This is a genomic window from Micromonospora sp. CA-269861, assembly GCF_050948505.1.
Lineage (GTDB): Bacteria > Actinomycetota > Actinomycetes > Mycobacteriales > Micromonosporaceae > Micromonospora.
On record NZ_CP192014.1, the window covers coordinates 6,173,911 to 6,200,185 of the forward strand.

Here is a 26,275-nt window from a genome sequence, read left to right on the forward strand (position 1 = left end):
GGCCGGTGGGCCCGCTCATTCTTGGGTCATGACCGATCAGGGACACCCGAGGTGCGCGCTGCGGGGGCAACGATGAGCACCGCCATGACCCGGGTGCCCGACTCCCTGCGGGGGCAGATCGTCACACCGGGCGACCGCCGGTACGCGCACCTGCGCTCGACGTACACCAGGTCGGCGTCGCGGCCGCCGTACTGCTGCCGAAGACCACAGCTCAGGTGGTCGACGCGCTCCGCTACGCGCGCGAGCAGCGGCTGCCGATAGCGGTCCGCAGCGGCGGCCACGGCCTCTCCGGCGCCTCGTCCAACAACGGTGGGGTGGTCATCGACCTCTCCATGCTCAACCGGGTTCAGGTGATCGACGAGCGGGCCGGGCTGGTCCGGGTCGAGGCCGGTGCCCGCTGGGCGAACGTCGCGAAGGCGCTGGCCCCGTACGGCCTGGTGATCAGCTCTGGTGACTACGGCGGCGTCGGCGTCGGCGGGCTGGCCACCGGCGGTGGTGTCGGCTGGCTGGTCCGCGCCCACGGCCTCACCATCGACCGCGTCCGCGCCGTCGAGGTGGTGCTGGCGGACGGGACTCTGGTACGCGCCGACGCCGACCACGAGCCGGAGCTGTTCTGGCTGGTCCGGGGGGCGGGGGCCGGCGCGGGAATCGTGGTGGCCTTCGAGATCGAGGCGGCCGAGCAGCGCAACGTCGGTGTCGCGCAACTGGTCGTCGAGGCGCATCCGGACGGTCGCACCGTCCGGGAGTGGACGAGCTACCTCGCGCAGGCCCCACGGGAGTTGTCAGCGGCCGCCGTGGTGTTCGCGGAGGGCCGATCGGTCCTCATGTCCATCACCGCCGTGGTCGCCGCCGAGAGCCTGCGCCGGGCCCGACCGGCGGTGGAACCCCTGCTCGCCATCGGCAAGGTGCTCGAACACCGGACCGACCTGCTGCCCTACCCGACGTTGGTGCCGACCGCACACCTCAACCCCAACGTCGGGCAGCAGCGTGGCACGACCACCAACGGTCTGTTCACGGCGCTCGACGACGGCGGGGCGCGGGCAGTGACGCGAGCGGTGACCGGGCCGGGGCGGGCGGTGGTTCAACTCCGCTCGTTGGGTGGGGCGGTCAACGACGTCGCCGCCGACGCGACCGCGTACCCGCATCGTCACCAGGACACGCTGATCGTGGCCTCGGTGTTTCCGCCGCAGGCCGACACCGCGTTGCACACCGCCTGGCGGGCCGCCGGGGCGCGCGCCGACGGCGCGTACGTCAACTTCGAGAGCCGGCCGGATCCGGCCGCGTTCGCCCGGATCTACCCGGGCGAGACCGGGGCCCGGGTCCGGCGGCTGTGGAAGCGGTACGACCCGGACGGCGTGTTCCGATCGGCCCTGCTGACCGGCCAGCCGAGCCGCTCCGCCCAGCCGAGCCGCGCCGCCCAGCCAAGCCGCGCCGCCCAACCGAACCGCGCCGCCCAACCGAACCGCGCCGGCCTGCCCACCGGGGCCGGGCAGTCGAACCGGTCCGCCCAGCCCACTGGATCTGGTCAGCCGCACCGACGCCGCCGACGCCCCCGCTGACCCGGCCGCACCGCACCTGCACACCCAGGTCCGATTCCCGCCAGCCGATGGCCTGTCGAGCGGGGCATCATCGGTGACATGGAGATGGACTTCGAGCGGTGTTACCGGGCCGTGGACAGCCGTGACCAGCGGTTCGACGGCTGGTTCTACACCGGTGTGACGTCCACCGGCATCTACTGCCGGCCGTCCTGCCCGGCGATCACGCCCAAGCGGCAGAACGTCCGGTTCTTCCCGTCCGCCGCTGCGGCGCAGGGTGCCGGACTGCGCGCGTGCCGTCGCTGCCGGCCGGACGCCGCGCCCGGCTCGCCGCTCTGGGACGTCCGTGCGGATGTGGTCGGTCGGGCGATGCGGCTGATCGCCGACGGGGTTGTCGACCGGGACGGCGTACCGGGGCTGGCCTCCCGGCTGGGCTACACCGAGCGGCACCTGCACCGGATGTTGAGCGCCGAGATGGGGGCCGGGCCGCTGGCACTGGCCCGGGCCCAGCGCGCCCAGACCGCCCGGATCCTGATCGAGACGACCGACCTCGCGATGGCCGAGATCGCGTTCGCCGCCGGCTTCGGCAGCGTGCGGCAGTTCAACGACACGCTTCGCGAGGTGTACGCGAGCGCCCCGTCGGACCTGCGCACGGCCCGTGGCCGCCAGCAGGCGCCGGCCGGGGCGGGGACCATCGCGCTCCGGCTGGCGTACCGCCCGCCGCTGCACGCCCAAGCGCTGCTGGACTTCCTCGCGGTGCGGGCGTTGCCCGGAGTGGAGGAGGTCCGCGACGGGACGTACCACCGGGGGTTGCGGTTGCCGCACGGCACCGGCCAGGTGGCGCTGACCCCGGCGGACGGGCACGTGGCGGCGACCCTGCGGCTCGCCGACCTGCGTGACCTGGCGCCGGCGGTGGCCCGCTGCCGCCGGTTGCTCGACCTGGACGCGGACCCGGCGGCCATCGACGCCACCCTGGCCGCCGACCCGGCGCTGGCCACGGCAGTGGCGGCCGAACCCGGCATCCGCGTCCCCCGGTCGGTCGACGCCTTCGAGCTGGCAGTCCGCGCCGTCATCGGCCAACAGATCTCGGTCACCTCGGCAAGAACAACCCTGACCCGCCTCCTCACCCACCATGTTGATCATGAGGTTGACGAGGTCGATGGAGATCGAACTCCAGGTCAACCTCATGATCAACACGGTGACCTGCGGGGGTTCTTGAGCGCCGAGGACCTTCTGGCCCTGCCGGACTCGGGGTTCGGGATGCCTGTGGGGCGGCGGGAGGCCTTGCGGGGGTTGGCTCGGGCAGTGGTGGACGGGTCCGTCGACCTCGCCCCTGGGGTGGATCGGGAGGAGGCCGTCCGGCGGCTGCTCGCGCTGCCCGGCATCGGCCCGTGGACCGCCAACTACCTGGCCATGCGCGCCTTCGGCGACCCGGACATCCTGCTCAGCTCCGACCTCGCGGTCCGGCGCGGCGCCGCCGCGCTCGGCCTGCCCGACACCCAAAAAGCCCTCGACGGGTACGCCGAGCGTTGGCGTCCCTGGCGGTCCTACGCCACGATCAGACTCTGGAGAGCGGCATGAACATCGACAGCACCGTCCTGAGCACACCGACCGGCCCACTGAGCATCCTCGCCGGCCCCGACGGTGACGTACGGGCAGCCGGCTTCACCCCGGACCCGGCGGCGCTGCTGCCCCTGGTCCACCCGGCCCTGCGGGCACCGCTGCGGGAGCGGGCCGACCTCGGCCCGGTCAGCGCGGCGGTCCACTCCTACCTGGACGGTGACCTCGCCGCCATCGACGCGGTGCCGGTTCGGCAACGCACCGGCGGAGAGTTCATGGCGCACGCCTGGGACGTGCTGCGCGAGGTGCCACCGGGCACCCCTGTCACCTACACCGGGTACGCCGCGCTGGCCGGTCGACCGCCGGCGGTGCGGGCCGCCGCGGCCGCCTGCGCCCGGAACGCGGCAGCTCTCTTCGTGCCCTGTCACCGGGTTCTTCGTACCGACGGCACGCTCGGCGGCTACCGCTGGGGACTGGACGTGAAGAAGTGGCTTCTCGGTCATGAGCGGCGCTTGACAACAAGCTGACAGGGGCATCGACACCTATTGACGCTACCGTCTGGTAGTGCCTGTGGAGAGCGACGGCGACCCGGCCGCCCGGGCCGCCGCGGGCACCCGCCCCGTGCACAACCTCTGGCGGCTACGCCCCTACCTGCGCCCGTACGCCGCCGAGTTCGCCTGGCTGCTCGTCGCGGGGCTCGCCGGCACCGCGGCCGGGATCGCCGTACCGCTTGTCGTGCAACGGGTCGTGGACGGGCCGGTGGCCCGGCACGAACCGGCCGGGCTGCTCCAACTCGGCGGCCTGGCGCTGCTGCTCGGCGTCGTCGAGGCGGTGCTCATCTTCATCCGCCGGTGGGTGCAGTCGTCCTCGGCGGTGGGCATGGAGGCGGCGCTGCGCGCCGACGTGTACGCCCACCTGCAACGGCTGCCGACGAGCTTCCACGATCGCTGGCAGTCCGGCCAGTTGCTCTCCCGGATCACCAGCGACCTGTCGGTGATCCGCCGGTTCCTCTCCTTCGGCGTGTTCTTCCTGGTGCTCAACCTGACCACGTACGTGGTCGTGGTGGTGCTCCTGATCAATCTGCACCCGGCGCTCGGGGTGCTGGTCGCCGCGAGCGCGGTGCCGCTGCTGCTGATCAGTCGCCGGTTCGGGAGGCACTACCACGCGGCGTCCCGCCGGATGCAGGACCAGCAGGGCGACGTGGCGACGCTCGTCGAGGAGACCGCGCAGGGCCTGCGCACCATGAAGGCGTACGGGCGGGGGCCCGAGCTGGCCGCCCGCTTCGCCGGCGCTGCCCGGCGGCTGCACGACACGGGAGTCGGCAAGGGACGGCTGCTGGCGAACACCTCGGCACTGCTCGACCTGGTGCCCAACGTGACCCTGGGCGTGGTGCTGGCGGCGGGGGCGGCCGCCGCCGCGCACGGCGCGCTCACCATCGGCGAGCTTGTCGCGTTCGTCAGCCTGCAACTGATGCTCATCTGGCCGGTGCAGTCGCTGGGTTGGATCATCGCCAACGGCCAGGAGGCGGCCACCGCCGCCGACCGGATCCAGGAGGTGCTGGACACCCCGCCGGAGATCGTGGATTCTCCCGGCGCGGTCGCGCTGCCCCGCGACGCGGTGCACGGTCGACTGCGCTTCGAGCGGGTCGCGTTCAGCTACCCCGGTGCCACCACTGCGGTGCTGAGCGAGATCGACCTGAGCATCGAGCCGGGCGAGACGCTGGCCCTGGTCGGTGCCACCGGCTGCGGCAAGAGCACGCTGCTCTCCCTGGTGCCCCGGCTGCACGAGGTGTCCGCCGGCCGGATCACCCTGGACGGGCACGACCTGCGCGAGTTGCGGCTGGCCTCGCTGCGCCGGCTGGTCGGGGTGGCGTTCGAGGAGCCCACGCTCTTCTCCATGTCGGTGCGGGAGAACCTCACCCTGGGTCGCCCCGACGCCGGTGACGACGAGGTCCGCGCGGCCCTCGCGCTGGCCCAGGCCGACTTCGCGTACGACCTGCCCTGGGGGTTGGCCACCCGGGTGGGCGAGCAGGGGTTGTCCCTCTCCGGCGGGCAACGGCAACGGCTGGCGTTGGCGCGGGCCGTGCTCGGCCGACCGGCGGTGCTGGTGCTCGACGACCCGCTCTCCGCCCTCGACGTGCACACCGAGGCCCTGGTCGAAACGGCGCTGCGCCGGGTCCTGCGGGACAGCACCGCGCTGCTGGTGGTGCACCGGCCGTCGACGATCGCGCTCGCCGACCGGGTCGCCCTGCTGGAGGACGGGCGGATCACCGCGACCGGCAGGCACTCGGACCTGCTGGCCACCGTCCCCGCGTACCGGGCGCTGCTCGCCGCCGAGCCGCCCGCCGGGCATCCACCGCAGCCCGGAGCCAGCGGGCCGAGCCCGTCCCCTTCGGACGGGTGGGGGCTGGTGCGCTCGTGAGCGTGCCGAAGCAGGCCGACCCGCCGCCGGAGGAGGAGGAGCCCGAGCTCACCCGCTGGCGCGGAACCGCCACCGACCCGGAGGCCGACCGCAGTCGAGCCGAGGACACCAGCCCCGAGGCGGTGGCCCGGCTGCGCCGGCTCAGCCGCACCCTGTTGGGCAACCTGCTCCGCCCGCACCGAAGGCGACTCGCCACGGCGGTCACCCTGCTGCTGGCCCAGAACGCCGCCGCGATGTCCGGCCCGTACCTGGTCATGATCGGCATCGACCGGGCCATCCCGCCGTTGCGCGCCGGCGACCCCGGCCCGCTGGTCACCGTCGCCGGGGCGTTCGCGGTGGCCTCGGTGACCGAGTACGCGGCCCGCCGCGGCTTCCTCACCCTCTCCGCCCGGATCGGCCAGGCCGTCCTGCTCGACCTGCGGCAGCGGGTGTTCGGGCACTTCCTGCGGCTGTCGGTCGGCTTCCACGAGCGGTACACGTCCGGCCGGATGGTCTCCCGGCTCACCAGCGACCTGGACTCGATAGCCGAACTCGTCGACGGTGGGATCGACAGCCTGGTGCTGGCCGGGCTCTCGATCCTGTCGGTGGCCGCAATCCTGCTCTGGCTGGACCTGCCGCTGGCGGCCGTGACGCTGTTCGCCTTCCCGTTCCTGTTCTGGTTGTCCCGCTGGTTCGCCCGGTCGTCGGCGAGCGCGTACCGACGGACCCGGGACGCGGTCGCGCTTGTCATCGTGCACTTCGTCGAGTCGATGCGGGGCATCCGGGCGGTGCAGGCGTTCCGCCGGGAGCCCCGCAACCAACGGATCTTCGTGGCGCTCGGCGACGACTACCGACGGAGCAGCCTGCACGCTTTCCGGCTGATCGCCACGTACTCGCCCGCGATCAAGTTGATCGGCAACGTCACGGTGGCTGTGGTGCTCTGCTACGGCGGTTGGCGGGTGCTCGGCGGGCAGACCGAGATCGGCGTGCTCGCCGCGTTCCTGCTCTACCTGCGCCGCTTCTTCGAGCCGATGCAGGAGCTGAGCCAGTTCTACAACTCGTTGCAGTCGGCCACCGCCGCACTGGAGAAGCTGGCCGGGGTGCTCGACGAACGACCAACAGTCGCCGAACCGGCCCGGCCCACACCGCTGCCGACCGGGCCCGGCCGAGGCGAGCTGGTCTTCCGGGCGGTCAGCTTCGGCTACCGGGCCGACACCCCGATTCTCTGCGGGCTGGACCTGACAGTGCCGGCCGGGCAGACCGTGGCGCTGATCGGGCCGACCGGGGCGGGCAAGTCGACGATCGCCAAGCTGGTCGCCCGGTTCCACGACCCGGACACCGGCACGGTCTGGTTGGACGGGGTCGACCTGCGCGAGGTGCGCGACGCCGACCTGCGCCGCGCCGTGGTGCTGGTGACACAGGAGAACCACCTGTTCAGCGGGACCGTCGCGGAGAACATCCGGTTCGGTCGCCCGGGGGCCGACGACGCCGCCGTCCAGGCCGCCGCGCGGGCGATCGGCGCGCACGACTTCATCGCCCAACTGCCCGAGGGGTACGCCACCCAGGTGCACCGACGTGGTGGCCGGCTCTCCGCCGGGCAGCGGCAGCTCGTCGCGTTCGCCCGCGCGTTCCTGGCCGACCCGACGGTGCTCATCCTGGACGAGGCGACGTCGTCGCTCGACGTGCCGACCGAACGTCTGGTGCAGCGGGCACTCGGCACCATCCTGCGCGACCGCACCGCACTGGTGATCGCCCATCGTCTCTCCACAGTGGAGACGGCTGACCGGTTGCTCGTCCTCGACGGCGGAGAGGTCGTCGAGGACGGCCCACCCGCAGTGCTGGCCGAGGCCGACGGCCGGTACGCCGCCCTGCACCGCCAGTGGCGCGACTCGCTGATCTAGCGGGGCCGCCCCGGTCGTTGCCGTTCGCCGCCGGCCGGTGTGTTCGGCCGCAACTACGTCGCCCCGCACCCGGGAGGTGCCTACGATCGCCGTATGACCGATACGGCGAGGACGGCCCGCGCCGGCAGTCCCGAGCGTCCGACCCTGGACGGGCTCGAGGAGAGCTGGGCACGCCGCTGGCAGGAGGAAGGCACGTACGCGTTCGACCGCTCGAAGCAGCGCGGCGACGTGTTCTCGATCGACACCCCGCCGCCGACCGTATCGGGCGAGTTGCACATGGGGCACGTGTTCTCGTACACGCACACCGACACCACCGCGCGGTACCAGCGGATGCGCGGCAAGGCCGTCTTCTACCCGATGGGCTGGGACGACAACGGCCTGCCCACCGAGCGTCGGGCGCAGAACGTGTACGGGGTGCGCTGCGACCCGGCGCTGGCGTACGACCCGGTGTGGCGGCCACCTGCGGCTCCGGTCGACGACGCGGCCCGCCGCGACCCCACCCCGATCTCCCGGCGCAACTTCATCGAGCTGTGCGAACGGCTGACGGTCACCGACGAGCAGGCCTTCGAGGCGCTGTGGCGGCGGCTCGGGCTCTCGGTGGACTGGTCCCTGACGTACACGACGATCGGCCGGATCGCCCGGACCACCAGCCAACGGGCGTTCGTCCGCAACCTGCGCCGGGGCGAGGCGTACCAGGCGGAGGCCCCGACCCTCTGGGACGTCGGCTTCGCCACCGCTGTCGCCCAGGCGGAGTTGGAGGACCGGGAGCGCCCCGGCGCGTACCACCGGCTGCGGTTCACCACGGCCGACGGCCGTGAGGTGCTCATCGACACCACCCGGCCCGAGCTGCTGCCGGCCTGTGTGGCGCTGGTCTGTCACCCCGACGACGAGCGGTACGCCGACCTGGTGGGCGGCACGGTCCGCAGCCCGCTGTTCGACGTCGAGGTGCCGGTGTACGCCCATCCACTCGCCGAACCGGGTAAGGGCACCGGCGTCGCGATGGTCTGCACGTTCGGTGACCTGACCGACGTGACCTGGTGGCGTGAGCTGGGACTGGACACCCGTGTGGTGATCGGCCGGGACGGTCGGCTGCTCCCCGATCCCCCGCACGGGGTGCCGGCGCAGCCGTACGCGGCGCTGGCCGGGCAGACCGTCAACGGCGCCCGCCGGGAGATCGTCGGGATGCTCGCCGACGCCGGTGACCTGATCGGCGAGCCGCGCCCGATCACCCACCCGGTCAAGTTCTACGAACGCGGCGACCGGCCACTGGAGATCGTCTCGACTCGACAGTGGTATCTGCGCAACGGCGGCCGGGACGAGACGCTGCGAGCCACGCTGCTGGCCCGGGGCGAGCAGTTGCACTGGGTGCCGGCGCACATGAAACACCGCTACGACAACTGGGTGGGCGGCCTGAACGGGGACTGGCTGGTCAGCCGCCAACGCTTCTTCGGGGTGCCGGTTCCGGTGTGGTACCGGCTCGACGACATTGGCGAGCCGGACTGGTCCCACCCTCTCATGCCTGACGAGTCCGCGCTGCCGGTCGATCCATCGAGCGATCCGGCGCCCGGTTACGACGAGTCGCAACGCGGCCGGCCGGGCGGCTTCATCGGCGACCCGGACGTGCTGGACACCTGGGCCACGTCCTCGGTGACCCCGCAGATCGTCGGCGGCTGGGAGACCGACCCGGACCTGTTCGCCCGGGTCTTCCCGATGGACCTCCGCCCGCAGGGGCAGGAGATCATCCGGACCTGGCTCTTCGACAGCGTGGTCCGTTCGCACTTCGAGCACGGGGTGCTGCCCTGGCGGGACACCGTGCTCTCGGGCTGGATCCTCGACCCCGACCACAAGAAGATGGCCAAGTCGAAGGGGAACGTGGTCACCCCGCTGGCCCTGTTGGAGCAGCACGGCTCGGACGCGGTGCGCTACTGGGCGGCCAGCGGCAAGCCCGGCATGGACCTGGCATTCGACCCGGCGCAGATCAAGGTCGGCCGGCGGCTGGCCACCAAACTGCTCAACGCGTCCAAGTTCGCGCTCGGGCTGGGCGCGGCGGACGCGTTACGCGCGTCGGCGACCGCCCCGCTGGACCGGGCCATGCTCGCCGAGCTGGCCACCGTGGTCACCGCCGCGAGCGCCGCCTTCGACTCGTACGACCACACGGCGGCGTTGCAGGTGACCGAGGCGTTCTTCTGGCGGTTCTGCGACGACTACATCGAGCTGGTCAAGGAGCGCGCCTACGGCACCGGCGCGGCGGCCGACTCCGCACGGGCGGCGCTGGCCTCGGCCCTGTCGGTGCTGCTGCGGTTGTTCGCCCCGGTGCTGCCGTACGTGACCGAGGAAATCTGGTCGTGGTGGCGGTACGGCTCGGTGCACCGGGCGACGTGGCCCACCACCTACGAGGTGGCCAGGACGATCGAGGGGTCGGGTGAGCCGGCGCTGCTGCGGCTCGCCAGTGACGCGTTGAGCCAGGTGCGACGGGCCAAGTCGGAGCGGAAGCTGTCGATGAAGGCGGAGGTGCCGTTGGCGGAGGCGCTCGGCCCGGCGGCGCTGCTGGAGCAGCTCACCCTGGTCGCCGACGACCTACGGGCGGCGGGGCGGATCGGCAAACTCGACCTGCTCCCGGACCGTACCCCGGAGTTGGTCATCGCCTGCGCCTTCTGACAGGTGTCCGCCGCCGCCCGAGCGGGCGGCGGCGGACCGGCGGGTCACCAACCGCGCAGAAAACGCAGCCCGAGCAGGAACGCGACCACGGCGGGCCCCACCAGCAGGGTGATCGCCTGGAGGCGGTACGGCATCCGGTGCCGGGTCAGCTCCCCCGCGTTGCCCAGCACGATGGCCCCGGCCAGCATCAGGAACGCGCCCCACCAGCCGGTCTCCAGGTGGATCAGCTCGACCCGGATCAGTTGCAGGGTCAGGCCGAGCAGGGCTCCGGTCAGCGCGAGCAGGGCCACCGCCCGGTGCAGACCACGGGCCAGCGGGTGGGCCGCCCGCCAGCCGTAGGTGCCGGCGACCGCCAGGCAGGGCAGCACCACCATGAGCGGCCACCCTCGCCCCATCACGCCGAACATCAGCAGCGCACCGACCGCGAAGACAATAGTGCCGACGCAGGCGAGCATGTACCCGGCGAAGGCCCGGCCACCGCCACGGGCCAGCAACGGCCCGCCGCTCGCCGCGATCAACGCGGCCGGGATCAGGATGAACACCGCCCACCAGTGGAACTGGCCGCTGCCCTGAGCTGCCGTGGCGACAGTGGCACAGGCCAGCCCGGCGACGGCCAGGCTGGTCAGCCACGGCCGGCTGCTCCGGGAGTATGGCTCAGCCAACGACGTCTGCTCCGCTTCGACGCTCACGCCCATCAGCCTGGCCCGATGGGGCCCGACCGGTCCATCCGGCCAGCCCTACCGCCGCGCGGGGGCTGGCCGGAACTGCGGCCCGCACCGGTGTCAGCTCGTCTCGCCAGCCACGCTGAACGAGCGCAGGCGGTCGATGGCGAGCACTGTGAAGCCGACGCTCACCAGCGCGGTCATCACCGACGCCACCGGCACCGACACGCTGGTCTCCAGTAGCCCGGTGGGGGCGATCCGGTCGGCGAGGGCGATCACGTACTGCTGGATGGAGAGCACCTTGGTGCCGCTGACGAAGTTGCCCAGCAGCCCCTCCCAGATCAGCACGTAGACCAGGCCGAGCAGGACCGGCCGCCTGGTGACCAGGCTGAGCGCGAGGAACAACGCCGAGTACGCCAGCGCGCCGAGCGCCCCCGCGACAGCCAGGGCCAGACCGAGGCGTACCGAGTCGGCGAGCACGCCCGCGACGTAGAGCGGCACCGCGACGGTGACCGCGGTGACCCCGGCGGCCACCGCGAGCTTCGGCAGCACGATCTGCCACCGTGGCAGCGGCTTGGTCAGGATGTGCACCACGGTGCCGTCGTCGATCTCGGCACCCAGCACGCCCGTGCCGATGATCAGCGCGACGACCGGCAGCACCACGGCAAGCCCGAGGCCGACAAGCACCGGCGGCCCCCACTCGCCCGGGTCCACCCCCAGCGACCGGCAGAGCACAGCCAGCCCGAGCAGCACCAACGGCAACGGAAGCAGCAGCAGGAACCGACGCCGGCCGAACAGCCCGCGCGCGGTGATCCAGGTAACTGTCGACATGTCAGGCCTCCACCAGGTAGGAGAAGACGCTCTCCAGAGACTCGTCGGACGGCACCAGCTGGCGCACCCGGATGCCTTGCTTGAGCGCGATCCGGGGTAGCGCCCGGGTGAAGGCGCCGTAGTCACCGGCCCGCACGGTCAGGCCCGTGGGGTCCAACTCGACCCCGGTGACCGACGGCTCGGCGATCAGCGCGACGGCCAGCGCCCTGTCGTTCGTCGACCGCACCGCGAACACGTGCGGGCGATTGGTCATCAACCGGCGGATGGTCCGGAAGTCGCCGGAGGCCGCCAAGCGCCCGGCCACCATCACCTGCACCGTGCCGGAGACCTGCTCGACCTCCTCCAGGATGTGCGAGCTGAACAGGATCGTCCGGCCAGCGTCACCCAGGGTGTGCAGCAGCTGCATCATGTGCAGCCTCTGGCGCGGGTCCATGCCGTTGAACGGCTCGTCGAGCAGCAGCACCTGCGGGTCGTGCACCAACGCGGCGGCCACCCGGGCGCGCTGGCGCATGCCCTTGGAGTACGTGCCGATCCGGCGGTCCTGCGCCGACTCCAGCTCCACCAGGTCGATCGCCCGTCGGGCCGCGGCCGCGGGGTCGGGCAGCCGGTGCAGCTTCGCGCTGGCCAGCACGAACTCGTACGCGGTGAGGAAGCCCTGCACCGCCTCCCGTTCGCTGACCAGGCCCAACCGCCGGTAGACGTCGGGGTTGCGCCAGGTCGGCTCGTCGTCGAGGGTGACAGTGCCGCGCGACGGGGCGAGGAACCCGGCCATCATGTGCAGCAGCGTGGTCTTGCCAGCGCCGTTCGGGCCGAGCAGCCCGGTCACGCCCGGCCCCAGGGCCATGCTGATGTCGTTGACCGCGACCACGTTGCCGTACCACCGGGACACCCCGGTCAGGCTCAGCGTGCTCATCAGGAGGCGACCTTCCGGTAGCGGGCCAGCAGGAGGGTGGTCGCGCCGGCGACCAGCAGCACCGCCGCCAGGGCGTAGACCGGGCCGAACCCGCCGATCATCATCTCGCCCGGATCGCCCTCGACCAGCAGGTCACCGAGTGACCAGATGCCCACCCCCTGCACCAGCGTCGAGGGCGAGGCGAGCCCGGCCAGCTCGTTGGCGGCACGCGACGGCAGGATGCTCAGCACCCCGACGATCGGGGTGGTCATCAGGAAGACCGCCACCACTCCACCGGCGGCGAAGGCGCGCTTGCCGGTCAGCGAGGCGACCAGCAGCCCGATCGAGGCGAAGACCACCGCCCACAGCCCGGCGTAGAGCAGCCCGGGCAGCAGGTCGAGCAGCTCGTTCCACACCCCGCGCATGCCCTGCTTGGTGGTGAAGGCGGCACCCAGGAACATCAGCAACTGCGGGCCGCCGAGCAGCAGCCAGAGGGCGGTGACCAGCGCCAGCAGCTTGGCCAGCGCGTAGTCGGCGCGGGGCAGCGGCCGGGAGAAGTACAGCGGCAGCACGCCGCTGCGCAGGTCCCGGGAGACCAGCTCCGGGGCGACGACCGCGACGAAGAAGATGACAAGCCAGCTCATCGCGTCGGCGAACTGGGCGTACGTGGCGGCCGGCTCACCGGTCTGGCTGCGAATCGCGGCCAGGGCGATCGCGACCAGAGAGACGATGCCGACCACCAGCCACGGGAAGATCTTGGCCTTGGCGCTGCGCCCGAACCCGAACGCGGTGCGTAGACCGTGCAGGTAGAGCGCGCCGAAGACCTGCCGGCGGCCCAGCCTCGGACCCTCGTAGCGCTGGTAGCCGATGTCGTGGATGACGCCGGTCGGCGTGGGGCGCACGGCGGCGGTGGACGGCTCAGGCATGAGTGAGCTCCCTCGTGGCGAAGAGTTCGGCCACCCGGTGCCGGCGCTGGTCCAGTCGGTGCAGTGGCAGGTCCAGTTCGGCGACCGCACCGAGGATCAGGTCGTAGGTGCCGTCGTCGGCGAGCGGCACGAGGAGCAGTCGTCCGTCCCGCGCCACCGGCAGTTTCAGCTCGGCGAGTCGGGCGGCCAGCTCGTCGATGCCCTCGCTGACCTCCACGGCGAGCACGTCGGTCGCCGTGGTCATCGCGGAGATGTTGTCGGCGCGCAGCAACCGGCCGCCGTCGATGGCGATCAGCGTGTCGCAGATCCGCTCGACCTCGCCAAGCAGGTGCGAGCAGACCAGCACCGAGATGCCGAACTCGGTGCCGATCCGGTGCACGAGGGCCAGCATGGCGTCGCGGCCGGCCGGGTCCAGGCCGTTCGTCGGCTCGTCCAGCAACAGCAGGTCGGGATCGTGCACCAGCGCCTGGGCCAGCTTGACGCGCTGCTTCATGCCTGTCGAGTAGCCACCGACCGGGCGGTAGCGCTCCTCGTAGAGCCCCACGTGCCGCAGCGCCTCCGAGGCCCGCTCGCGAGCCGCCGTGCGGGGCAGGCCGCTCATCCGGCCGAGGTGGGTGACCAGCTCGGCGGCGGACAGGTCCGGGGGGAGGCAGTCGTGCTCCGGCATGTAGCCGACCCGGTTGCGGACAGCCGCCGGGTCCGCGGTCGGGTCGATGCCGAGCACCGAGACCTGACCACTCGTTGGTGCGATCAGGCCGAGCAGGATCTTGATCAACGTGGATTTGCCGGCGCCGTTCGCGCCCACCAAGCCGATGATCCCGGGCTCGACGGCGACGGTGAGGTCGGCCAGCGCGGTGACCCGACCTCCGTACGTCTTGGTGAGCGACTGGGTCGCGATCAGTGTCACGCGCCCAGCGTAGGGAGTCGATGCCCAGCATGGACACCGGCACGCCCCCGGCGCTCCCCTGATCCTTTCGCCGGCGGACCCCTAAGGTCCCACCGGGGACGCTCGCGACGTTTCCGCCGGTCCCGCGTTCGGCGGGACCCCGCCTTGGGAAAGAGGCATCCGAGGTGACACCATTCACCTCCCGTTCACCAGGCAGCGACCCGCCCGGTGATCGACCGACGACGTGGGAGGGATCCTGATAGCCAAGGTGGGCGTCCCCAAGGTGAGCGTCGTGGTGCCGGCGTACAACTGCGGCCCGCACATCGAGAAGCTCGTCGCCTCGCTGCTGCGCCAGTCACTGCCTGCGGACGAGTTCGAGGCGATCTTCGTCGACGACGGCTCGACCGACGAAACGGCCGAGCGACTGGATCGGTTGGCCGCCGAGCACCCACACATCAGGGTGCTGCACATCGAGAACTCCGGCTGGCCGTCGCGTCCGCGCAACCTCGGCATCGAGCAGGCCAACGGTGAGTACGTCTTCTTCGCCGACGACGACGACTGGTTCGCCGACGAGGCGCTGGAGCGGCTGTACGCCTGCGCGAAGGCGAACGACGCGGACATCGTGGTCGGGAAGATGGCCGGCTACGGGCGCCCCGTGCCGCGGGAGCTGTTCCGGAAGAACCGCTTCGACGCCACCCTCGGCAACTCCCCGCTGATCGACAGCCTGACCTGCCACAAGCTGTTCCGGCGGTCGTTCCTCAACGAGCACGGTCTGCGGTTCCCGGAGGGCGGCAAGCGTCGGCTGGAGGACCACTCACTTGTCGTCCGGGCCTACTTCCTGTCCCGGCACACCTCAGTGCTGTCCGACTACACCTGCTACCACCACGTCCACCGGGGCGACGCGCGTAACGTCACAGCGGCCCAACTGGACCCGTCGAGCTACTTCGCCAGCGTGCGGGAGGCGCTGGACGTCGTGGACGCCAACACCGAGCCGGGTCCGCTGCGGGACCGGTTGCACCGGCGCTGGCTGCGCAACGAGATGCTCAGCCGCCTGCGCGGCAAGCGGCTGCTGGACGCCCCCGAGGCGTGGCTGGAGGAGGTCGCGCTGGAGACCCAGAAGGTCATCCAGGACCGCTTCGCCCCTGGTGTCGCCGCCGGGCTGCCGCCCCTGCTCCGCGCCGTGGCGTACCTGGCCGAGCGGGGTCGCGTCGCGGACCTGCGCAGGCTGGCCCGCTGGGAGGCGGGCATCGCCGCACACGGCACGATCGACGAACTCCGGCACGCCGACCACGCCGTCACGCTGACCGTCGCCGCCGAGCTGCGCTCCGCGAACCAGCCGGTCGGCTTCCGTGCCGACGACGGCCGCGACGTGCTGATGCTGCCGATGGAGGAGATCGCCCCCGAGGTGCTCGACGCCACCGCGCAGGTGCGCAAGGCCCGCCTGGACCTGGTGGCCCGCCACCGGGAGACCGGCGACGAGATCTTCCTTCCGCTCACCTTCCAGACCGAGCGGATCACCGGTACGACCGGAGCGGACACCGTCCACCTGGTGCACCGGGCCACCGCCACGATCGACTTCGCCGCCCTCAACGGCGGACGGACCAGGGGCAGCTGGTTGCTCAAGGCCCGGATCACCAACGTGGGCTGGACCGAGGACGCGCGACTGCCGCTGGTGTTCATCTGCCGGGCCGACGGCTCGCGCCCCCGGATCCGCGACGAGCGGAAGGTGTGGAACCGGGTGCGGTCGGCGGTGGGCCGGCGGATCAAGCGCTGATCCGCCCGCGCGGGTCGTGGAGTGGCGCCCTCGACCGATCGGCGGTCGGCTGCGAAACTGTGTGCCGGTCAGCGAGTGGGGGGTGTGGATGAGCAACGGCTGGGTGCTGCCCGACGAGGTGCTGCGGGACGCACCGGCGTACACGCCACGTCCCGGTGAGCTCGCGGATCTGGAGCTGCTGCTGACCGGCGCGTACGCCCCTCTGACCGGCTTCATGACCCGCGCCGACCTGGTCTCGGTGAGCCGACGCGCCCGGCTGGCCGACGGCACACCGTGGCAGGTCGCGGTCGTCCTCCAGGTGCCTGCCGCACTGGCGCAGAGCTTCGATCCGCGCGACCCGGCCCGCCGGGCGCTCGTGCTGACCGACGGGGAGGGCGCCCCGGCGGCCGCCCTCGACGTGGCCGACGTCTGGCCGGTGCGCGAGGGCGTGGCCGGGGTGGGCGGCCAGGTCCGACGACTGGGCGACGGCGGGCACGGTCCGTTCCAGCGACTGCGCCGTAACCCGGAGGAGGTCCGCGCGCTGCTGCCCCCGGGCCGGGTGCTCGGCGTGATCGCCGATCGGCCGCTGCACCGTCCGCAGCTCGCCCAGATCGCGCATGCCGCCCGTACCCTGGCGGCTCATCTGCTCGTGATGATCCCGGTCGGTGAGGGTGGCGCCGACGGGCTCCCGCCGGAGGCGCTGGTCCGTACGATCTTCGCCGCGCGGGACCGGATGCCGCCGGCCACCCTGGTCGCGGTGCCGCTGTCGCACCGACGCGAGGAGATCAGCGACGCGTTGCTGCGTGCCCGGGTCTCCGCCGCGTACGGGGTCACCCACCTGCTCTCCACCGGGGAGATGCTCTCCGGCGCCGGGCTGCGGGTGCTGGTGCCACGCGAACTCGCGTACGACAACCGGGACGGGCAGTGGCGGTGGCGGGAGGACATCCCACCGCGCAACCGCCGGCTCGCGCTGACCCAGCCGGAGATCGACGACCTGCTCGACCGGGGCTTCCCGCTGCCGGAGTGGCACACCCCGCCCGCCGTGGCGCGGGAGCTGGCCCGGGCCCGTCCGCCGCGTCGCGAGCGAGGGCTCGTGGTCTTCCTGACCGGTCTCTCCGGCTCCGGCAAGTCGACGATCGCCCGAGGGCTGGCGGACGCGTTGCGGGAGAGCGGCGACCGCACGATCACCCTGCTCGACGGGGACGTGGTGCGCCGGGAGCTCTCCGCCGGGCTGGGCTTCAGCAAGGCCGACCGGGATCTCAACGTCCGACGGATCGGCTGGGTGGCCGCCGAGATCGCCAGGCACCGTGGGGTGGGCATCTGCTGCCCGATCGCCCCGTACGCGGCGGCCCGCGCCACCGCCCGGGAGATGGCCCTCGCCGCCGGGGCGGGTTTCGTGCTGGTGCACGTGGCCACCCCGCTGGAGGTGTGCGAGCAACGGGACCGCAAGGGCCTGTACGCGCGGGCGCGGGCCGGCCTGCTCACCGGGATGACAGGCATCGACGACCCGTACGAGGAGCCGACCGACGCCGATCTGGTGCTGGACACCACCGATCTGAGCGTGGCGGACGCGGTGCAGGCCGTGCTGCACCATCTGACCGAAACCGGCTGGGTGGAGCTGAAGATCGCCACCGCCTGAGGCGTCGCCGTACCCGTTCCTTCCACAGCTGTCCGCTACGCGATAGTGTTCATCTTTGTTGGAACACGTTTGACCGCGTGAGGGTGCGTGGACCCCCGGGAGGCACGGCGGATGCTCGCTCAGCAGCGGCAGGCGGCCATCCTGGAGCGGGTCCGCTCGACCGGCGGCGTCCGGGTCAGCGAGCTGGCCACCGAGTTCGGCGTGTCCGACATGACCATCCGACGTGACCTGGATGCGCTGGACGAGCGCGGCCTGCTGGCCAAGGTGCACGGCGGCGCCACCACAACCGGGCCGAGTTCGACCGACGAGCCGGGCTTCCACGCCAAGTCGGTCCGCCAACTGCCGGAGAAGGCCGCCATCGCCGACCGGGCGGCCCGGCTGGTCCGACCGGGAGCGGCGGTCGCGCTCTCCGCCGGCACCACCACCGCCGAGCTGGCCCGCCGACTGGTGGACGTGCCCGAGCTGACCGTCGTGACCAACTCGCTTCCGGTCGCCGAGATCCTGCACGCCGGCGGCCGTCCGGACCAGACGGTGGTGCTCACCGGCGGCGTACGCACACCGTCGGACGCGCTTGTCGGTCCACTCGCGGTCGGGGCCGTCCGGTCACTGCACCTGGACCTGCTCTTCCTGGGCGTCCACGGCATCACCGAGCGGGCCGGCTTCACCACCCCGAACCTCATGGAGGCGGAGACCGATCGGGCGCTCGTGGCCGCGGCGGACCAGCTGGTGGTGCTCGCCGACCACACCAAGTGGGGCACCGTCGGCATCTCCTCGATCGTCGAGTTGACGGCGGCCCACGTACTGGTCAGTGACGACCGGTTGCCTCCACCCGCACGACGGGTACTCGGCGAACAGGTGGGCGAACTGATCATGGTGAAGGCGACAAGGGGCGGGCCGCGTGACGCGCACGCCGACAACTGAGGGGACGGCGCCGTGAAGCGCACCGCGATCGACCTGGCCGACGGCCGGGAGCTGATCTACTTCGACGAGCGCGACGACGCGGTCCGCGACCAGCCGGACCGCCGGGACCTGCCGCCGCCTCCCCCCGCGTCCCAGCTGCGCTACGACCCGCTGACCGACGAGTGGGTGGCGGTCGCCGTGCACCGACAGACCCGCACCTTCCTCCCGCCGGCGAACGAGTGCCCCCTCGACCCGTCGGTGGGCGACCGGCTGACCGAGATCCCCGCACCCGACTACGACGTGGTGGTCTTCGAGAACCGGTTCCCGTCACTGAGCGGACGGGTGGCCGAGGAGCCCGGGGAGATCACCCCGTTCACACCGGTCCGGCCGGGCCTCGGCCGGTGCGAGGTGGTCTGCTTCACGTCCGACCACAACGCCTCCTTCGCCAGCCTGCCGCCGCGCCGGGTCCGCACCGTCCTGGACGCGCTCGCCGACCGCACCGAGGTGCTCGGCGACCTGCCCGGCGTCGAGCAGATCTTCTGCTTCGAGAACCGGGGCGTCGAGATCGGTGTCACGCTGCACCACCCGCACGGGCAGATCTACGCGTACCCCTTCGTGACGCCGCGCACCCGCGCGCTGCTGGCCGCGGCGCGCCGGCACGCCGAGCGGACCGGCGGGGGCAACCTGTACGCGGACGTGCTGGCCGCCGAGCGTGCCACCGGTGATCGGGTGGTCACCGAGAACGAACACTGGACGGCGTTCGTCCCGGCGGCCGCGCGCTGGCCGTTCGAGGTGCACGTCGCCCCGCACCGCGTGGTGCCGGACATCCCGGCTCTCAGCGACAGCGAGCGGGACGCCTTCGGGCCGCTCTACCTGGACCTGCTGCGCCGCTTCGACGGCCTGTTCGACATGCCGATGCCGTACATCTCGGCCTGGCACCAGGCGCCCGTGCGGATCGACCGCGAGCTGGGCCACCTGCATCTGCAGCTGTTCAGCATCCGGCGGGCCACGGACAAGCTGAAGTACCTGGCGGGCTCCGAGTCCGGGATGGGCGTCTTCATCAACGACATCTCGCCGGAACGCGCCGCCGATCTGCTGCGCGCCGCCTGAGCAAGTCTGCTGGGCGTGGGCCCCGAAGCCGGCGAGGCGGGCGCGGGGAACAGGGCGCGGGGGGCCCGGGACAGGGCCCCCCGCAGGGAAGGGACGGCTGGCTGTGCACGGCACAGCCGGGAAGGCTGGCTGATCGGCGCACGGGTGCCGCGGGTCGACCGTGGTCAACCTTCCGTGGACGCGACTGGCATCTCGTCCATCCTGGTCAACGAGGCGCGCCGGGCGCAGTGACGCCGACCGGCGCGGCGGCCCCGGACACGCCGAAGCCCGCCGGCAGGGTGCCGGCGGGCTCCGATGACGCAGTACGCCCTGGTCAGGCGGCGATCTTGCGGGCCAGGTTCTCGTCGAGCGCGTTCATGAACTCGTCGGTGGTCAGCCACGGGGCGTCGCGCGAGATGAGCAGCGCGAGGTCCTTGGTCATCTGGCCGCCTTCGACGGTGTCGACGATGACCTGCTCCAGGGTGTTGGCGAACTCGGTGACCGCCGGGGTGCCGTCCAGCTTGCCCCGGTGGGCCAGGCCCCGGGTCCAGGCGTAGATCGACGCGATCGGGTTCGTCGAGGTCTTCTCGCCCTTCTGGTACTGCCGGTAGTGCCGGGTGACAGTGCCGTGCGCGGCCTCGGCCTCGACGGTCCGGCCGTCCGGGGAGAGCAGGACGGAGGTCATCAGGCCCAGCGAGCCGAAGCCCTGCGCGACGGTGTCGGACTGCACGTCACCGTCGTAGTTCTTGCAGGCCCAGACGTAGCCGCCCTCCCACTTGAGCGCGGCGGCGACCATGTCGTCGATGAGCCGGTGCTCGTAGGTGATGCCGGCGGCGGCGAACTCGGCCTTGAACTCGGTCTCGAACACCTCGGCGAAGATGTCCTTGAACCGGCCGTCGTACGCCTTGAGGATGGTGTTCTTGGTGGACAGGTAGACCGGGTAGTTGCGGTCCAGGCCGTACCGGAACGACGCCCGGGCGAAGTCCCGGATCGACTCGTCGTAGTTGTACATGCCCATGGCGATGCCGCCGCCGGGGAAGTTGGCGACCTCCATCTCCATCGGCGCGCCGCCGTCGGCCGGGGTGTAGGTGATGGTCACCGTGCCCGGGCCGGGGACGACGAAGTCGGTGGCCTTGTACTGGTCACCGTGGGCGTGCCGGCCGATGATGATCGGCTTGGTCCAGCCGGGGACGAGCCGCGGCACGTTGGACATGATGATCGGCTCACGGAAGACGACGCCGCCGAGAATGTTGCGGATGGTGCCGTTGGGCGACCGCCACATCTTCTTCAGGCCGAACTCCTCGACCCGGGCCTCGTCCGGGGTGATGGTCGCGCACTTGACGCCGACGCCGTGCTCCTTGATGGCGTTGGCGGCGTCGATCGTGACCTGGTCGTCGGTCTCGTCGCGGTGCTGGATCGACAGGTCGTAGTAGTGCAGGTCGACGTCGAGGTAGGGCAGGATCAGCTGCTCCCGGATCTGCTTCCAGATGATCCGGGTCATCTCGTCGCCGTCGAGTTCTACGACCGGGTTGTTTACCTTGATCTTCGCCATCGGCCGGCGCTCCTCTCGGGGGACACGTGCTCAAGCAGTACGAGCGTACTGCAATTGGGCCGGCAGCCCCCAGCCGGCCTCGACCGGCCGGCAGAACTGGGCTGCGCGGAACAGGAATGCCCTGGAATCATCGTCCGATGCCACTGAACCGCACCCTCGGGTCTATCACGGTCACCGCGCTCGCCGATGGCGAGGGTGCCTTCTTCCAGCCTCGCGCGGAGGCGTTTCCGCAGGCCACGGCGGCGCAGTGGGCCGAGGCCGACAGGCGCGACCCCGGTTCGGTGACCGCCGACGGGCAGTGGTGGCTGCCGTTCCGCAGCTTCGCGATCCGTGCCGGCGACGGGCCGGTCACCCTTGTCGACGCCGGCATCGGCCCGGCCGACGCACCCGCCGCGAGCTGGGCACCGGTCCCCGGCCGGATGCCCGCCGAGTTGGCCGCCGCCGGCATCGACCCGGCCGACGTCGACACAGTCGTCCTGACCCACCTGCACAGCGACCACATCGGCTGGGCGGTCACCGGCACGCCCGGGCGGCCGTACTTCCCGAACGCGAGCTACCTGGTGCAGCGCGCCGAGGTCGACGCGGCGGAGACGCTCAACCCCGGGCTACCGGCCGGCCTCATCGCGCCGTTGCGCGCCGCCGGCCAGCTCCGGGTGGTCGACGGCGAGACAGCTCTCACCCAGGCGGTACGTCTGCTGCCCACCCCCGGCCACACCCCCGGTCACCAGTCGGTGCTCCTGACCTCGGCCGACGAACGGATGCTGCTCACCGGGGACCTGCTGGTGCACACGGTGCAGCTCGTCGACCCCGACCTGGCGTACGCCCACGAGGAGGACCCGGCACTGGCCCGCACCTCCCGGCTGACCACCCTCCGCACCCACTCCCCCACCATCCTGGCGACCCCGCACCTGGGCACCCCCTTCCTCCCCCACGAAGCGCCGCCTGAAGCAGGGCGGGGCGGGTGGGGACGGTGAAGGGCGCGCCGGCTCTGCCGACGCGCCCTTCACTGGTGCGGGTGGTTCGGGGGGACTACATGCTGGAGATGTCGCCCTGCTTGGCGCGGACGGCCTCGGCAGCCTCCAGGAGGCTGGCGCGCTCGTCGGCGTCCAGGTCGGTCTCGACGACCCGCTTGACGCCCTCGGCGCCGATCTCGGCCTCGACACCCAGGTAGACACCGGAGATGCCGTACTCGCCGTCGACCCAGGCGCAGACCGGCATGACGTCGCCGGAGTCCTCCGCGACGGCCTTCGCCATCCGGGCCGCGGCGGCGGACGGGGCGTAGTAGGCCGAACCGGTCTTGAGCAGCGCGACCACCTCGGCGCCGCCGTTGCGGGTCTTGACGACCAGCTCCTCGATCTGCTCGGCCGGCATCGCGTCACGCAGCGGCTTGCCGTTGACGGTGCTCTTCGACGGCACCGGGACCATGGTGTCGCCGTGCGAGCCCAGGGTCAGCGTGCGTACCGAGGCCACCGGCACGTTGAGCGCCTCGGCGACGAAGTTGCTGAACCGGGCGGTGTCGAGCATGCCGGCCTGGCCGAGCACCCGGTTCTTCGGGAACTGAGTGGCGAGCTGGGCCAGCGCGGTCATCTCGTCCAGCGGGTTGGAGACCACGATGACGACGGCGTTCGGGGCGTACTTGGCGACGTTCTCGGCGACCTGACGGACGATCTTGGCGTTGGTCTCCAGCAGGTCCATCCGGCTCATGCCGGGCTTCCGCGGCAGACCAGCGGTGATCACGACGACGTCGGAGCCCTCGATGCTCTCGTAGCCCTCACCGTTGGGGCCGGTGGTCACGCCGACCACCTTGGTCTCGAAGCCCTCGATGGCCCGGGACTGGTTGAGGTCGAGCGCGAGGCCCGCGGGCTTGCCCTCCACGATGTCGGTGATCACTACGGTGTCGAAGACGTCGTACTCGGCCAGGCGCTGTGCGGTGGTGGAGCCGTAGAAGCCAGCCCCGACGACAGTGACCTTCTTACCCATGGTCGTCCCACTCCCTGATACCAGTCGGTTTTCCGGACCGTATCAGTCATCCTGGCACCGATCAGGCCAGGGGCGGCGGCCATCGCCGGGATGGGGCGAACGTCACCGCCGTCCGTGTTCGGCGCTGCCGACGGGGCGGTTCAGCCGCGCTCGGCGCGCTCCACCACGTTGGTGAGCAGCATGGCCCGGGTCATCGGGCCCACGCCGCCGGGCATGGGGACCAGCGCGCCGGCCGTCTCGGCCACCTCCGGGGCCACGTCGCCGGTGTAACGGCCCTTGCCGTCGGCGCCGATCACGCGGGTGATGCCGACGTCCACCACCACCGCGCCCGGGTTGATCATGTCGGCGGTGAGCAGGCCCGGTACGCCGGCCGCGACGATGACGATGTCGGCGGCACGGGTGTGCGAGGCGAGGTCGAGGGTGCCGGTGTGGCACAGGGTGACAGTGGCGTTCTCGCTGCGCCTGGTGAGCAGCAGGCCGAGCGGTCGACCGACGGTGTTGCCGCGACCGACCACCGCGACGGTGGCGCCGCGCAGCGCCACGTCGTGCCGGCGGAGCAGCTCGACGATGCCGCGCGGGGTGCACGGCAGCGGACCGTCGTAGCCGAGCACGAGCCGACCCAGGTTGACCGGGTGCAGGCCGTCGGCGTCCTTGTCCGGGTCGATCAACTCGAGCACGCGCTGGGTGTCGAGGTGGGCCGGCAGCGGCAGTTGGACGATGTAGCCGTGGCAGGCCGGGTCGGCGTTCAGCTCGGCCAGCACGTCGTCGACCTGCTGCTGGGTGGCGTCGGCCGGCAGTTCGCGGCGAATCGAGGCGATGCCCACCTCGGCGCAGTCGCGGTGCTTGCCGTTGACGTACGCCTGGCTGCCCGGGTCCGCGCCGACCAGGACCGTGCCGAGCCCCGGGGTGATGCCGCGTTCCGCGAGCGCCTTCACCCGTATGCGCAGCTCGTCCTTGATCTGCGCTGCGGTTGCCTTGCCGTCCAGAAGCGTCGCCGTCACGACCAGATCGTCTCACGGCCGGTACCCGCGATTCAGACGACCTCAGCTCGGGGCCGTCCGGGCCGAGTTGAGCGGACCATCGTCGGAGTGACCGTACGTGACGTGTCGCTAGTCACTCTCGGTCACAATCTGTGGATTCGATCACGGTCGAACCAGACAGGCGAGACCGATGTCTCGGAAACCGGACCCCCACCCCAGGCGGCGTCACCTGCACCCAGGAGGGCCCAAGCAACTCGTCAACCATCCGGATACCCGCAGGCCACCGCCGATAAATCCGGTTTCGTGTAGCAGATTCGCTCGCCTCCAACAAGAGAGGCACCCCCGGACCGTTACCCACCCGCAACCGCGTCGTTGCCGAAGGCCCGCCGCCGACCTACCGTTACCGCTTGTTGCGCAGCGTAACCCAGCGTCGGGCCTGACTGCGCAGCGTGAGGAGATGAGGAGGCTCAATGCGAGTTCGTAGACTCGCCGCCTGGACCGCCCTCCCGCTCGCGGTGACGCTGGGCCTCGCGGCCTGCGGCAGCGGCGGAGACGGTGGATCCGGCGGCAGCGACAGTTCGGCGGTCAGCATTCAGATCGCCGAGCCGAAGCACCTGGTTCCCACCAACACCACCGAGACGTCCGGGTCGCAGGTGCTCGCCGGCCTGTTCAGCCCGCTCGTCGACTACGACGCCCAGAACAAGCCGTACGAGGTCGCCGCGCAGTCGATCACCTCGACCGACAACAAGGTCTGGACGATCAAGCTCAAGGACGGCTTCACCTTCCACAACGGTGAGAAGGTCACGTCCGAGGACTACATCAACGCGTGGAACTACGGCGCGTACGCCCCGAACGGCCAGGACAGCAACTACTTCTTCGAGAAGATCGCTGGCTACGCCGACCTGCAGGGCAAGGCGCCGAAGGCCAAGGAGATGTCCGGCCTGAAGAAGGTCGACGACCTCACCTTCACCGCGACGCTGTCCGAGCCGTACATCGACTTCAAGACGACGCTGGGCTACAACGCGTTCTTCCCGCTGCCGGACGCCGCGTTCTCGGCTCCGGGCGTGCTCAAGGACTCCTACGAGCAGGCGCCGATCGGGCAGGGCCCCTTCAAGATGAAGGGCTCCTGGCAGCACGACAGCAAGATCGATGTCGAGCGCTACGACGCCTACCCGGGCGAGAAGCCCAAGGTCAAGAACGTCGAGTTCCGGATCTACCAGCAGCTCACCGCGGCCTACGCAGACGTCCAGGCGGACAACCTGGACGTGCTGCCCACGATCCCGACCGAGAGCCTGAGCACCGCGCCGAGCGACCTGGGCGACCGGTACAAGACCAGCCCGATGTCGTCGTTCCAGTTCCTCGCGTTCCCGACGTTCGACAAGGACTACAGCAACCCGGACGTGCGCAAGGCCATCTCGATGGCGATCGACCGTGACGAGATCACCAAGTCGGTCTTCAAGGGTTCGCAGCAGTCGGCGCGCTCCTTCGTCTCGCCGGTCCTGCCGGGCTACCGGGACAACACCGCGGGCAAGGCCGGCGAGTTCAACCCGACCGAGGCCAAGAAGCTCTACCAGGCCGCCGGCGGCCCGTCGAAGATCGTCATCTCGTACAACGGCGACGGCGGGCACAAGGACTGGGTCGACGCCACCGTCAACCAGCTCAAGGCCAACCTGGGCGTCGACGCGGTCGGCTCGGCCGAGCCGAAGTTCGCCGACCTGCTGACCAAGGTCGAGAAGAAGACGCCGGTGGGTGCGTTCCGGATGGGTTGGGTCATGGACTACCCGACCATGGAGGACTACCTCGGCCCGCTGTACAGCACCAACGGCTCGTCGAACTACTACGGCTACAGCAACCCGGAGTTCGACAAGCTGGTCAAGGAGGGTTCCGCCGCCAAGACGCAGGACGAGGCGATCGCCAAGTACCAGCAGGCGGAGGACATCCTGGCCAAGGACATGCCGGTGATCCCGCTCCGCTTCGGCGAGAACGTGTTCGGCCACTCGTCCAAGGTCAAGAACGTGGAGATGGACCTGTTCCAGCGGGTCAACCTCGTCAAGATCGAAGCAGCCAGCTGAGCTGAGCATGGTGCGGGCCACCCGGGCGATCAAGCCCGGGTGGCCCGGTCCGCACCACG

At 71.5% G+C, this 26,275-nt stretch carries 20 protein-coding genes; 12 read left to right on the forward strand and 8 right to left on the reverse strand.

Annotated features, from left to right (window positions below; translation table 11 throughout):
• Nucleotides 1-215 precede the first annotated feature (215 nt).
• The 6 genes from ACQP0U_RS28330 (at nt 216) to valS (ending at nt 10,054) form a co-directional block, all read left to right on the forward strand.
• A complete protein-coding gene (locus ACQP0U_RS28330; RefSeq protein WP_433312934.1) occupies nt 216-1,559 on the forward strand; it encodes an FAD-binding oxidoreductase in 1,344 nt (447 codons plus the stop codon).
• Between the two features lie 78 nt (nt 1,560-1,637).
• Complete coding sequence (locus tag ACQP0U_RS28335; RefSeq protein ID WP_433312937.1) at nt 1,638-3,116, forward strand: DNA-3-methyladenine glycosylase 2 family protein; 1,479 nt, start codon at nt 1,638-1,640, stop codon at nt 3,114-3,116.
• Nucleotides 3,113-3,622 carry a methylated-DNA--[protein]-cysteine S-methyltransferase gene (locus tag ACQP0U_RS28340; RefSeq protein ID WP_433312940.1) on the forward strand — a complete coding sequence of 170 codons (510 nt, stop codon included), beginning with the start codon at nt 3,113-3,115 and terminating at the stop codon, nt 3,620-3,622. The genes ACQP0U_RS28335 and ACQP0U_RS28340 overlap by 4 nt, the downstream gene beginning before the upstream one ends.
• Nucleotides 3,623-3,659: 37 nt before the next feature.
• Nucleotides 3,660-5,516, forward strand: a complete 1,857-nt coding sequence (locus tag ACQP0U_RS28345) for an ABC transporter ATP-binding protein (protein WP_433312943.1) — start codon at nt 3,660-3,662, stop codon at nt 5,514-5,516.
• Nucleotides 5,513-7,396: an ABC transporter ATP-binding protein gene (locus ACQP0U_RS28350; RefSeq protein WP_433312946.1), complete on the forward strand. Its 1,884-nt coding sequence runs from the start codon at nt 5,513-5,515 to the stop codon at nt 7,394-7,396. The genes ACQP0U_RS28345 and ACQP0U_RS28350 overlap by 4 nt, the downstream gene beginning before the upstream one ends.
• A 93-nt stretch (nt 7,397-7,489) precedes the next feature.
• Nucleotides 7,490-10,054 carry a valine--tRNA ligase gene (gene valS, locus ACQP0U_RS28355; RefSeq protein ID WP_433312949.1) on the forward strand — a complete coding sequence of 855 codons (2,565 nt, stop codon included), beginning with the start codon at nt 7,490-7,492 and terminating at the stop codon, nt 10,052-10,054.
• Nucleotides 10,055-10,098: 44 nt separating this feature from the next.
• Here the strand turns inward: valS and ACQP0U_RS28360 are convergent, their stop codons facing one another.
• The 5 genes from ACQP0U_RS28360 to ACQP0U_RS28380 form a co-directional block, all read right to left on the reverse strand.
• Nucleotides 10,099-10,743 carry a hypothetical protein gene (locus ACQP0U_RS28360; protein WP_433312951.1) on the reverse strand — a complete coding sequence of 215 codons (645 nt, stop codon included), beginning with the start codon at nt 10,741-10,743 and terminating at the stop codon, nt 10,099-10,101.
• A gap of 93 nt (nt 10,744-10,836) precedes the next feature.
• Nucleotides 10,837-11,547 carry an ABC transporter permease subunit gene (locus ACQP0U_RS28365; protein ID WP_433312954.1) on the reverse strand — a complete coding sequence of 237 codons (711 nt, stop codon included), beginning with the start codon at nt 11,545-11,547 and terminating at the stop codon, nt 10,837-10,839.
• A gap of 1 nt (nt 11,548) precedes the next feature.
• Nucleotides 11,549-12,460 carry an ABC transporter ATP-binding protein gene (locus ACQP0U_RS28370; protein ID WP_433312957.1) on the reverse strand — a complete coding sequence of 304 codons (912 nt, stop codon included), beginning with the start codon at nt 12,458-12,460 and terminating at the stop codon, nt 11,549-11,551.
• Nucleotides 12,460-13,365: an ABC transporter permease gene (locus ACQP0U_RS28375; protein ID WP_433312960.1), complete on the reverse strand. Its 906-nt coding sequence runs from the start codon at nt 13,363-13,365 to the stop codon at nt 12,460-12,462. The genes ACQP0U_RS28370 and ACQP0U_RS28375 overlap by 1 nt, the downstream gene beginning before the upstream one ends.
• Nucleotides 13,358-14,272, reverse strand: coding sequence for an ABC transporter ATP-binding protein (locus ACQP0U_RS28380; protein ID WP_425782177.1), 915 nt, complete (start codon nt 14,270-14,272; stop codon nt 13,358-13,360). The genes ACQP0U_RS28375 and ACQP0U_RS28380 overlap by 8 nt, the downstream gene beginning before the upstream one ends.
• A gap of 262 nt (nt 14,273-14,534) precedes the next feature.
• On the opposite strand from ACQP0U_RS28380, the gene ACQP0U_RS28385 reads away from it, so the two are divergent.
• From ACQP0U_RS28385 to galT, 4 genes are all read left to right on the forward strand, one after another.
• Nucleotides 14,535-16,025 (forward strand): glycosyltransferase family 2 protein, encoded by a 1,491-nt coding sequence (locus ACQP0U_RS28385; protein WP_433312963.1) that lies wholly within the window; start codon nt 14,535-14,537, stop codon nt 16,023-16,025.
• Between the two features lie 88 nt (nt 16,026-16,113).
• Nucleotides 16,114-17,643 (forward strand): adenylyl-sulfate kinase, encoded by a 1,530-nt coding sequence (cysC, locus tag ACQP0U_RS28390; RefSeq protein ID WP_433312965.1) that lies wholly within the window; start codon nt 16,114-16,116, stop codon nt 17,641-17,643.
• A 111-nt stretch (nt 17,644-17,754) separates the two neighbouring features.
• Nucleotides 17,755-18,564 carry a DeoR/GlpR family DNA-binding transcription regulator gene (locus tag ACQP0U_RS28395; RefSeq protein ID WP_433312968.1) on the forward strand — a complete coding sequence of 270 codons (810 nt, stop codon included), beginning with the start codon at nt 17,755-17,757 and terminating at the stop codon, nt 18,562-18,564.
• A 12-nt stretch (nt 18,565-18,576) separates the two neighbouring features.
• Nucleotides 18,577-19,653, forward strand: coding sequence for a galactose-1-phosphate uridylyltransferase (gene galT, locus ACQP0U_RS28400; RefSeq protein ID WP_433312970.1), 1,077 nt, complete (start codon nt 18,577-18,579; stop codon nt 19,651-19,653).
• Between the two features lie 313 nt (nt 19,654-19,966).
• On the opposite strand, the gene ACQP0U_RS28405 is transcribed toward galT, so the two are convergent.
• Nucleotides 19,967-21,184, reverse strand: a complete 1,218-nt coding sequence (locus ACQP0U_RS28405; RefSeq protein WP_124773753.1) for an NADP-dependent isocitrate dehydrogenase — start codon at nt 21,182-21,184, stop codon at nt 19,967-19,969.
• A gap of 137 nt (nt 21,185-21,321) precedes the next feature.
• Between ACQP0U_RS28405 and ACQP0U_RS28410 the strand changes: the two genes are divergently transcribed.
• Nucleotides 21,322-22,158 carry an MBL fold metallo-hydrolase gene (locus ACQP0U_RS28410; protein WP_433312973.1) on the forward strand — a complete coding sequence of 279 codons (837 nt, stop codon included), beginning with the start codon at nt 21,322-21,324 and terminating at the stop codon, nt 22,156-22,158.
• Nucleotides 22,159-22,213: 55 nt separating this feature from the next.
• Here ACQP0U_RS28410 and ACQP0U_RS28415 read toward each other — a convergent pair whose 3' ends face one another.
• Both ACQP0U_RS28415 and ACQP0U_RS28420 read right to left on the reverse strand, forming a co-directional pair.
• Entirely contained in the window at nt 22,214-23,164 is a 951-nt protein-coding gene (locus ACQP0U_RS28415; RefSeq protein WP_357764224.1) for a malate dehydrogenase, read from the reverse strand.
• A gap of 140 nt (nt 23,165-23,304) precedes the next feature.
• Nucleotides 23,305-24,165, reverse strand: coding sequence for a bifunctional methylenetetrahydrofolate dehydrogenase/methenyltetrahydrofolate cyclohydrolase (locus tag ACQP0U_RS28420; RefSeq protein WP_433312976.1), 861 nt, complete (start codon nt 24,163-24,165; stop codon nt 23,305-23,307).
• Between the two features lie 449 nt (nt 24,166-24,614).
• On the opposite strand from ACQP0U_RS28420, the gene ACQP0U_RS28425 reads away from it, so the two are divergent.
• Nucleotides 24,615-26,216, forward strand: coding sequence for a peptide ABC transporter substrate-binding protein (locus tag ACQP0U_RS28425; protein ID WP_433312979.1), 1,602 nt, complete (start codon nt 24,615-24,617; stop codon nt 26,214-26,216).
• Nucleotides 26,217-26,275: the final 59 nt, after the last annotated feature.

What these genes read in the sequence shown, in the direction of transcription:
- ACQP0U_RS28335 (WP_433312937.1), top strand. Translation starts at nt 1,638, where the DNA reads ATGGAGATGGACTTCGAGCGGTGTTACCGGGCCGTGGACAGCCGTGAC.
- ACQP0U_RS28340 (WP_433312940.1), top strand. Translation starts at nt 3,113, where the DNA reads ATGAACATCGACAGCACCGTCCTGAGCACACCGACCGGCCCACTGAGC.
- valS (WP_433312949.1), top strand. Translation starts at nt 7,490, where the DNA reads ATGACCGATACGGCGAGGACGGCCCGCGCCGGCAGTCCCGAGCGTCCG.
- ACQP0U_RS28365 (WP_433312954.1), bottom strand. Translation starts at nt 11,547, where the DNA reads ATGTCGACAGTTACCTGGATCACCGCGCGCGGGCTGTTCGGCCGGCGT.
- ACQP0U_RS28370 (WP_433312957.1), bottom strand. Translation starts at nt 12,460, where the DNA reads ATGAGCACGCTGAGCCTGACCGGGGTGTCCCGGTGGTACGGCAACGTG.
- ACQP0U_RS28375 (WP_433312960.1), bottom strand. Translation starts at nt 13,365, where the DNA reads ATGCCTGAGCCGTCCACCGCCGCCGTGCGCCCCACGCCGACCGGCGTC.
- cysC (WP_433312965.1), top strand. Translation starts at nt 16,114, where the DNA reads ATGAGCAACGGCTGGGTGCTGCCCGACGAGGTGCTGCGGGACGCACCG.
- ACQP0U_RS28395 (WP_433312968.1), top strand. Translation starts at nt 17,755, where the DNA reads ATGCTCGCTCAGCAGCGGCAGGCGGCCATCCTGGAGCGGGTCCGCTCG.
- ACQP0U_RS28405 (WP_124773753.1), bottom strand. Translation starts at nt 21,184, where the DNA reads ATGGCGAAGATCAAGGTAAACAACCCGGTCGTAGAACTCGACGGCGAC.
- ACQP0U_RS28410 (WP_433312973.1), top strand. Translation starts at nt 21,322, where the DNA reads ATGCCACTGAACCGCACCCTCGGGTCTATCACGGTCACCGCGCTCGCC.
- ACQP0U_RS28415 (WP_357764224.1), bottom strand. Translation starts at nt 23,164, where the DNA reads ATGGGTAAGAAGGTCACTGTCGTCGGGGCTGGCTTCTACGGCTCCACC.
- ACQP0U_RS28425 (WP_433312979.1), top strand. Translation starts at nt 24,615, where the DNA reads ATGCGAGTTCGTAGACTCGCCGCCTGGACCGCCCTCCCGCTCGCGGTG.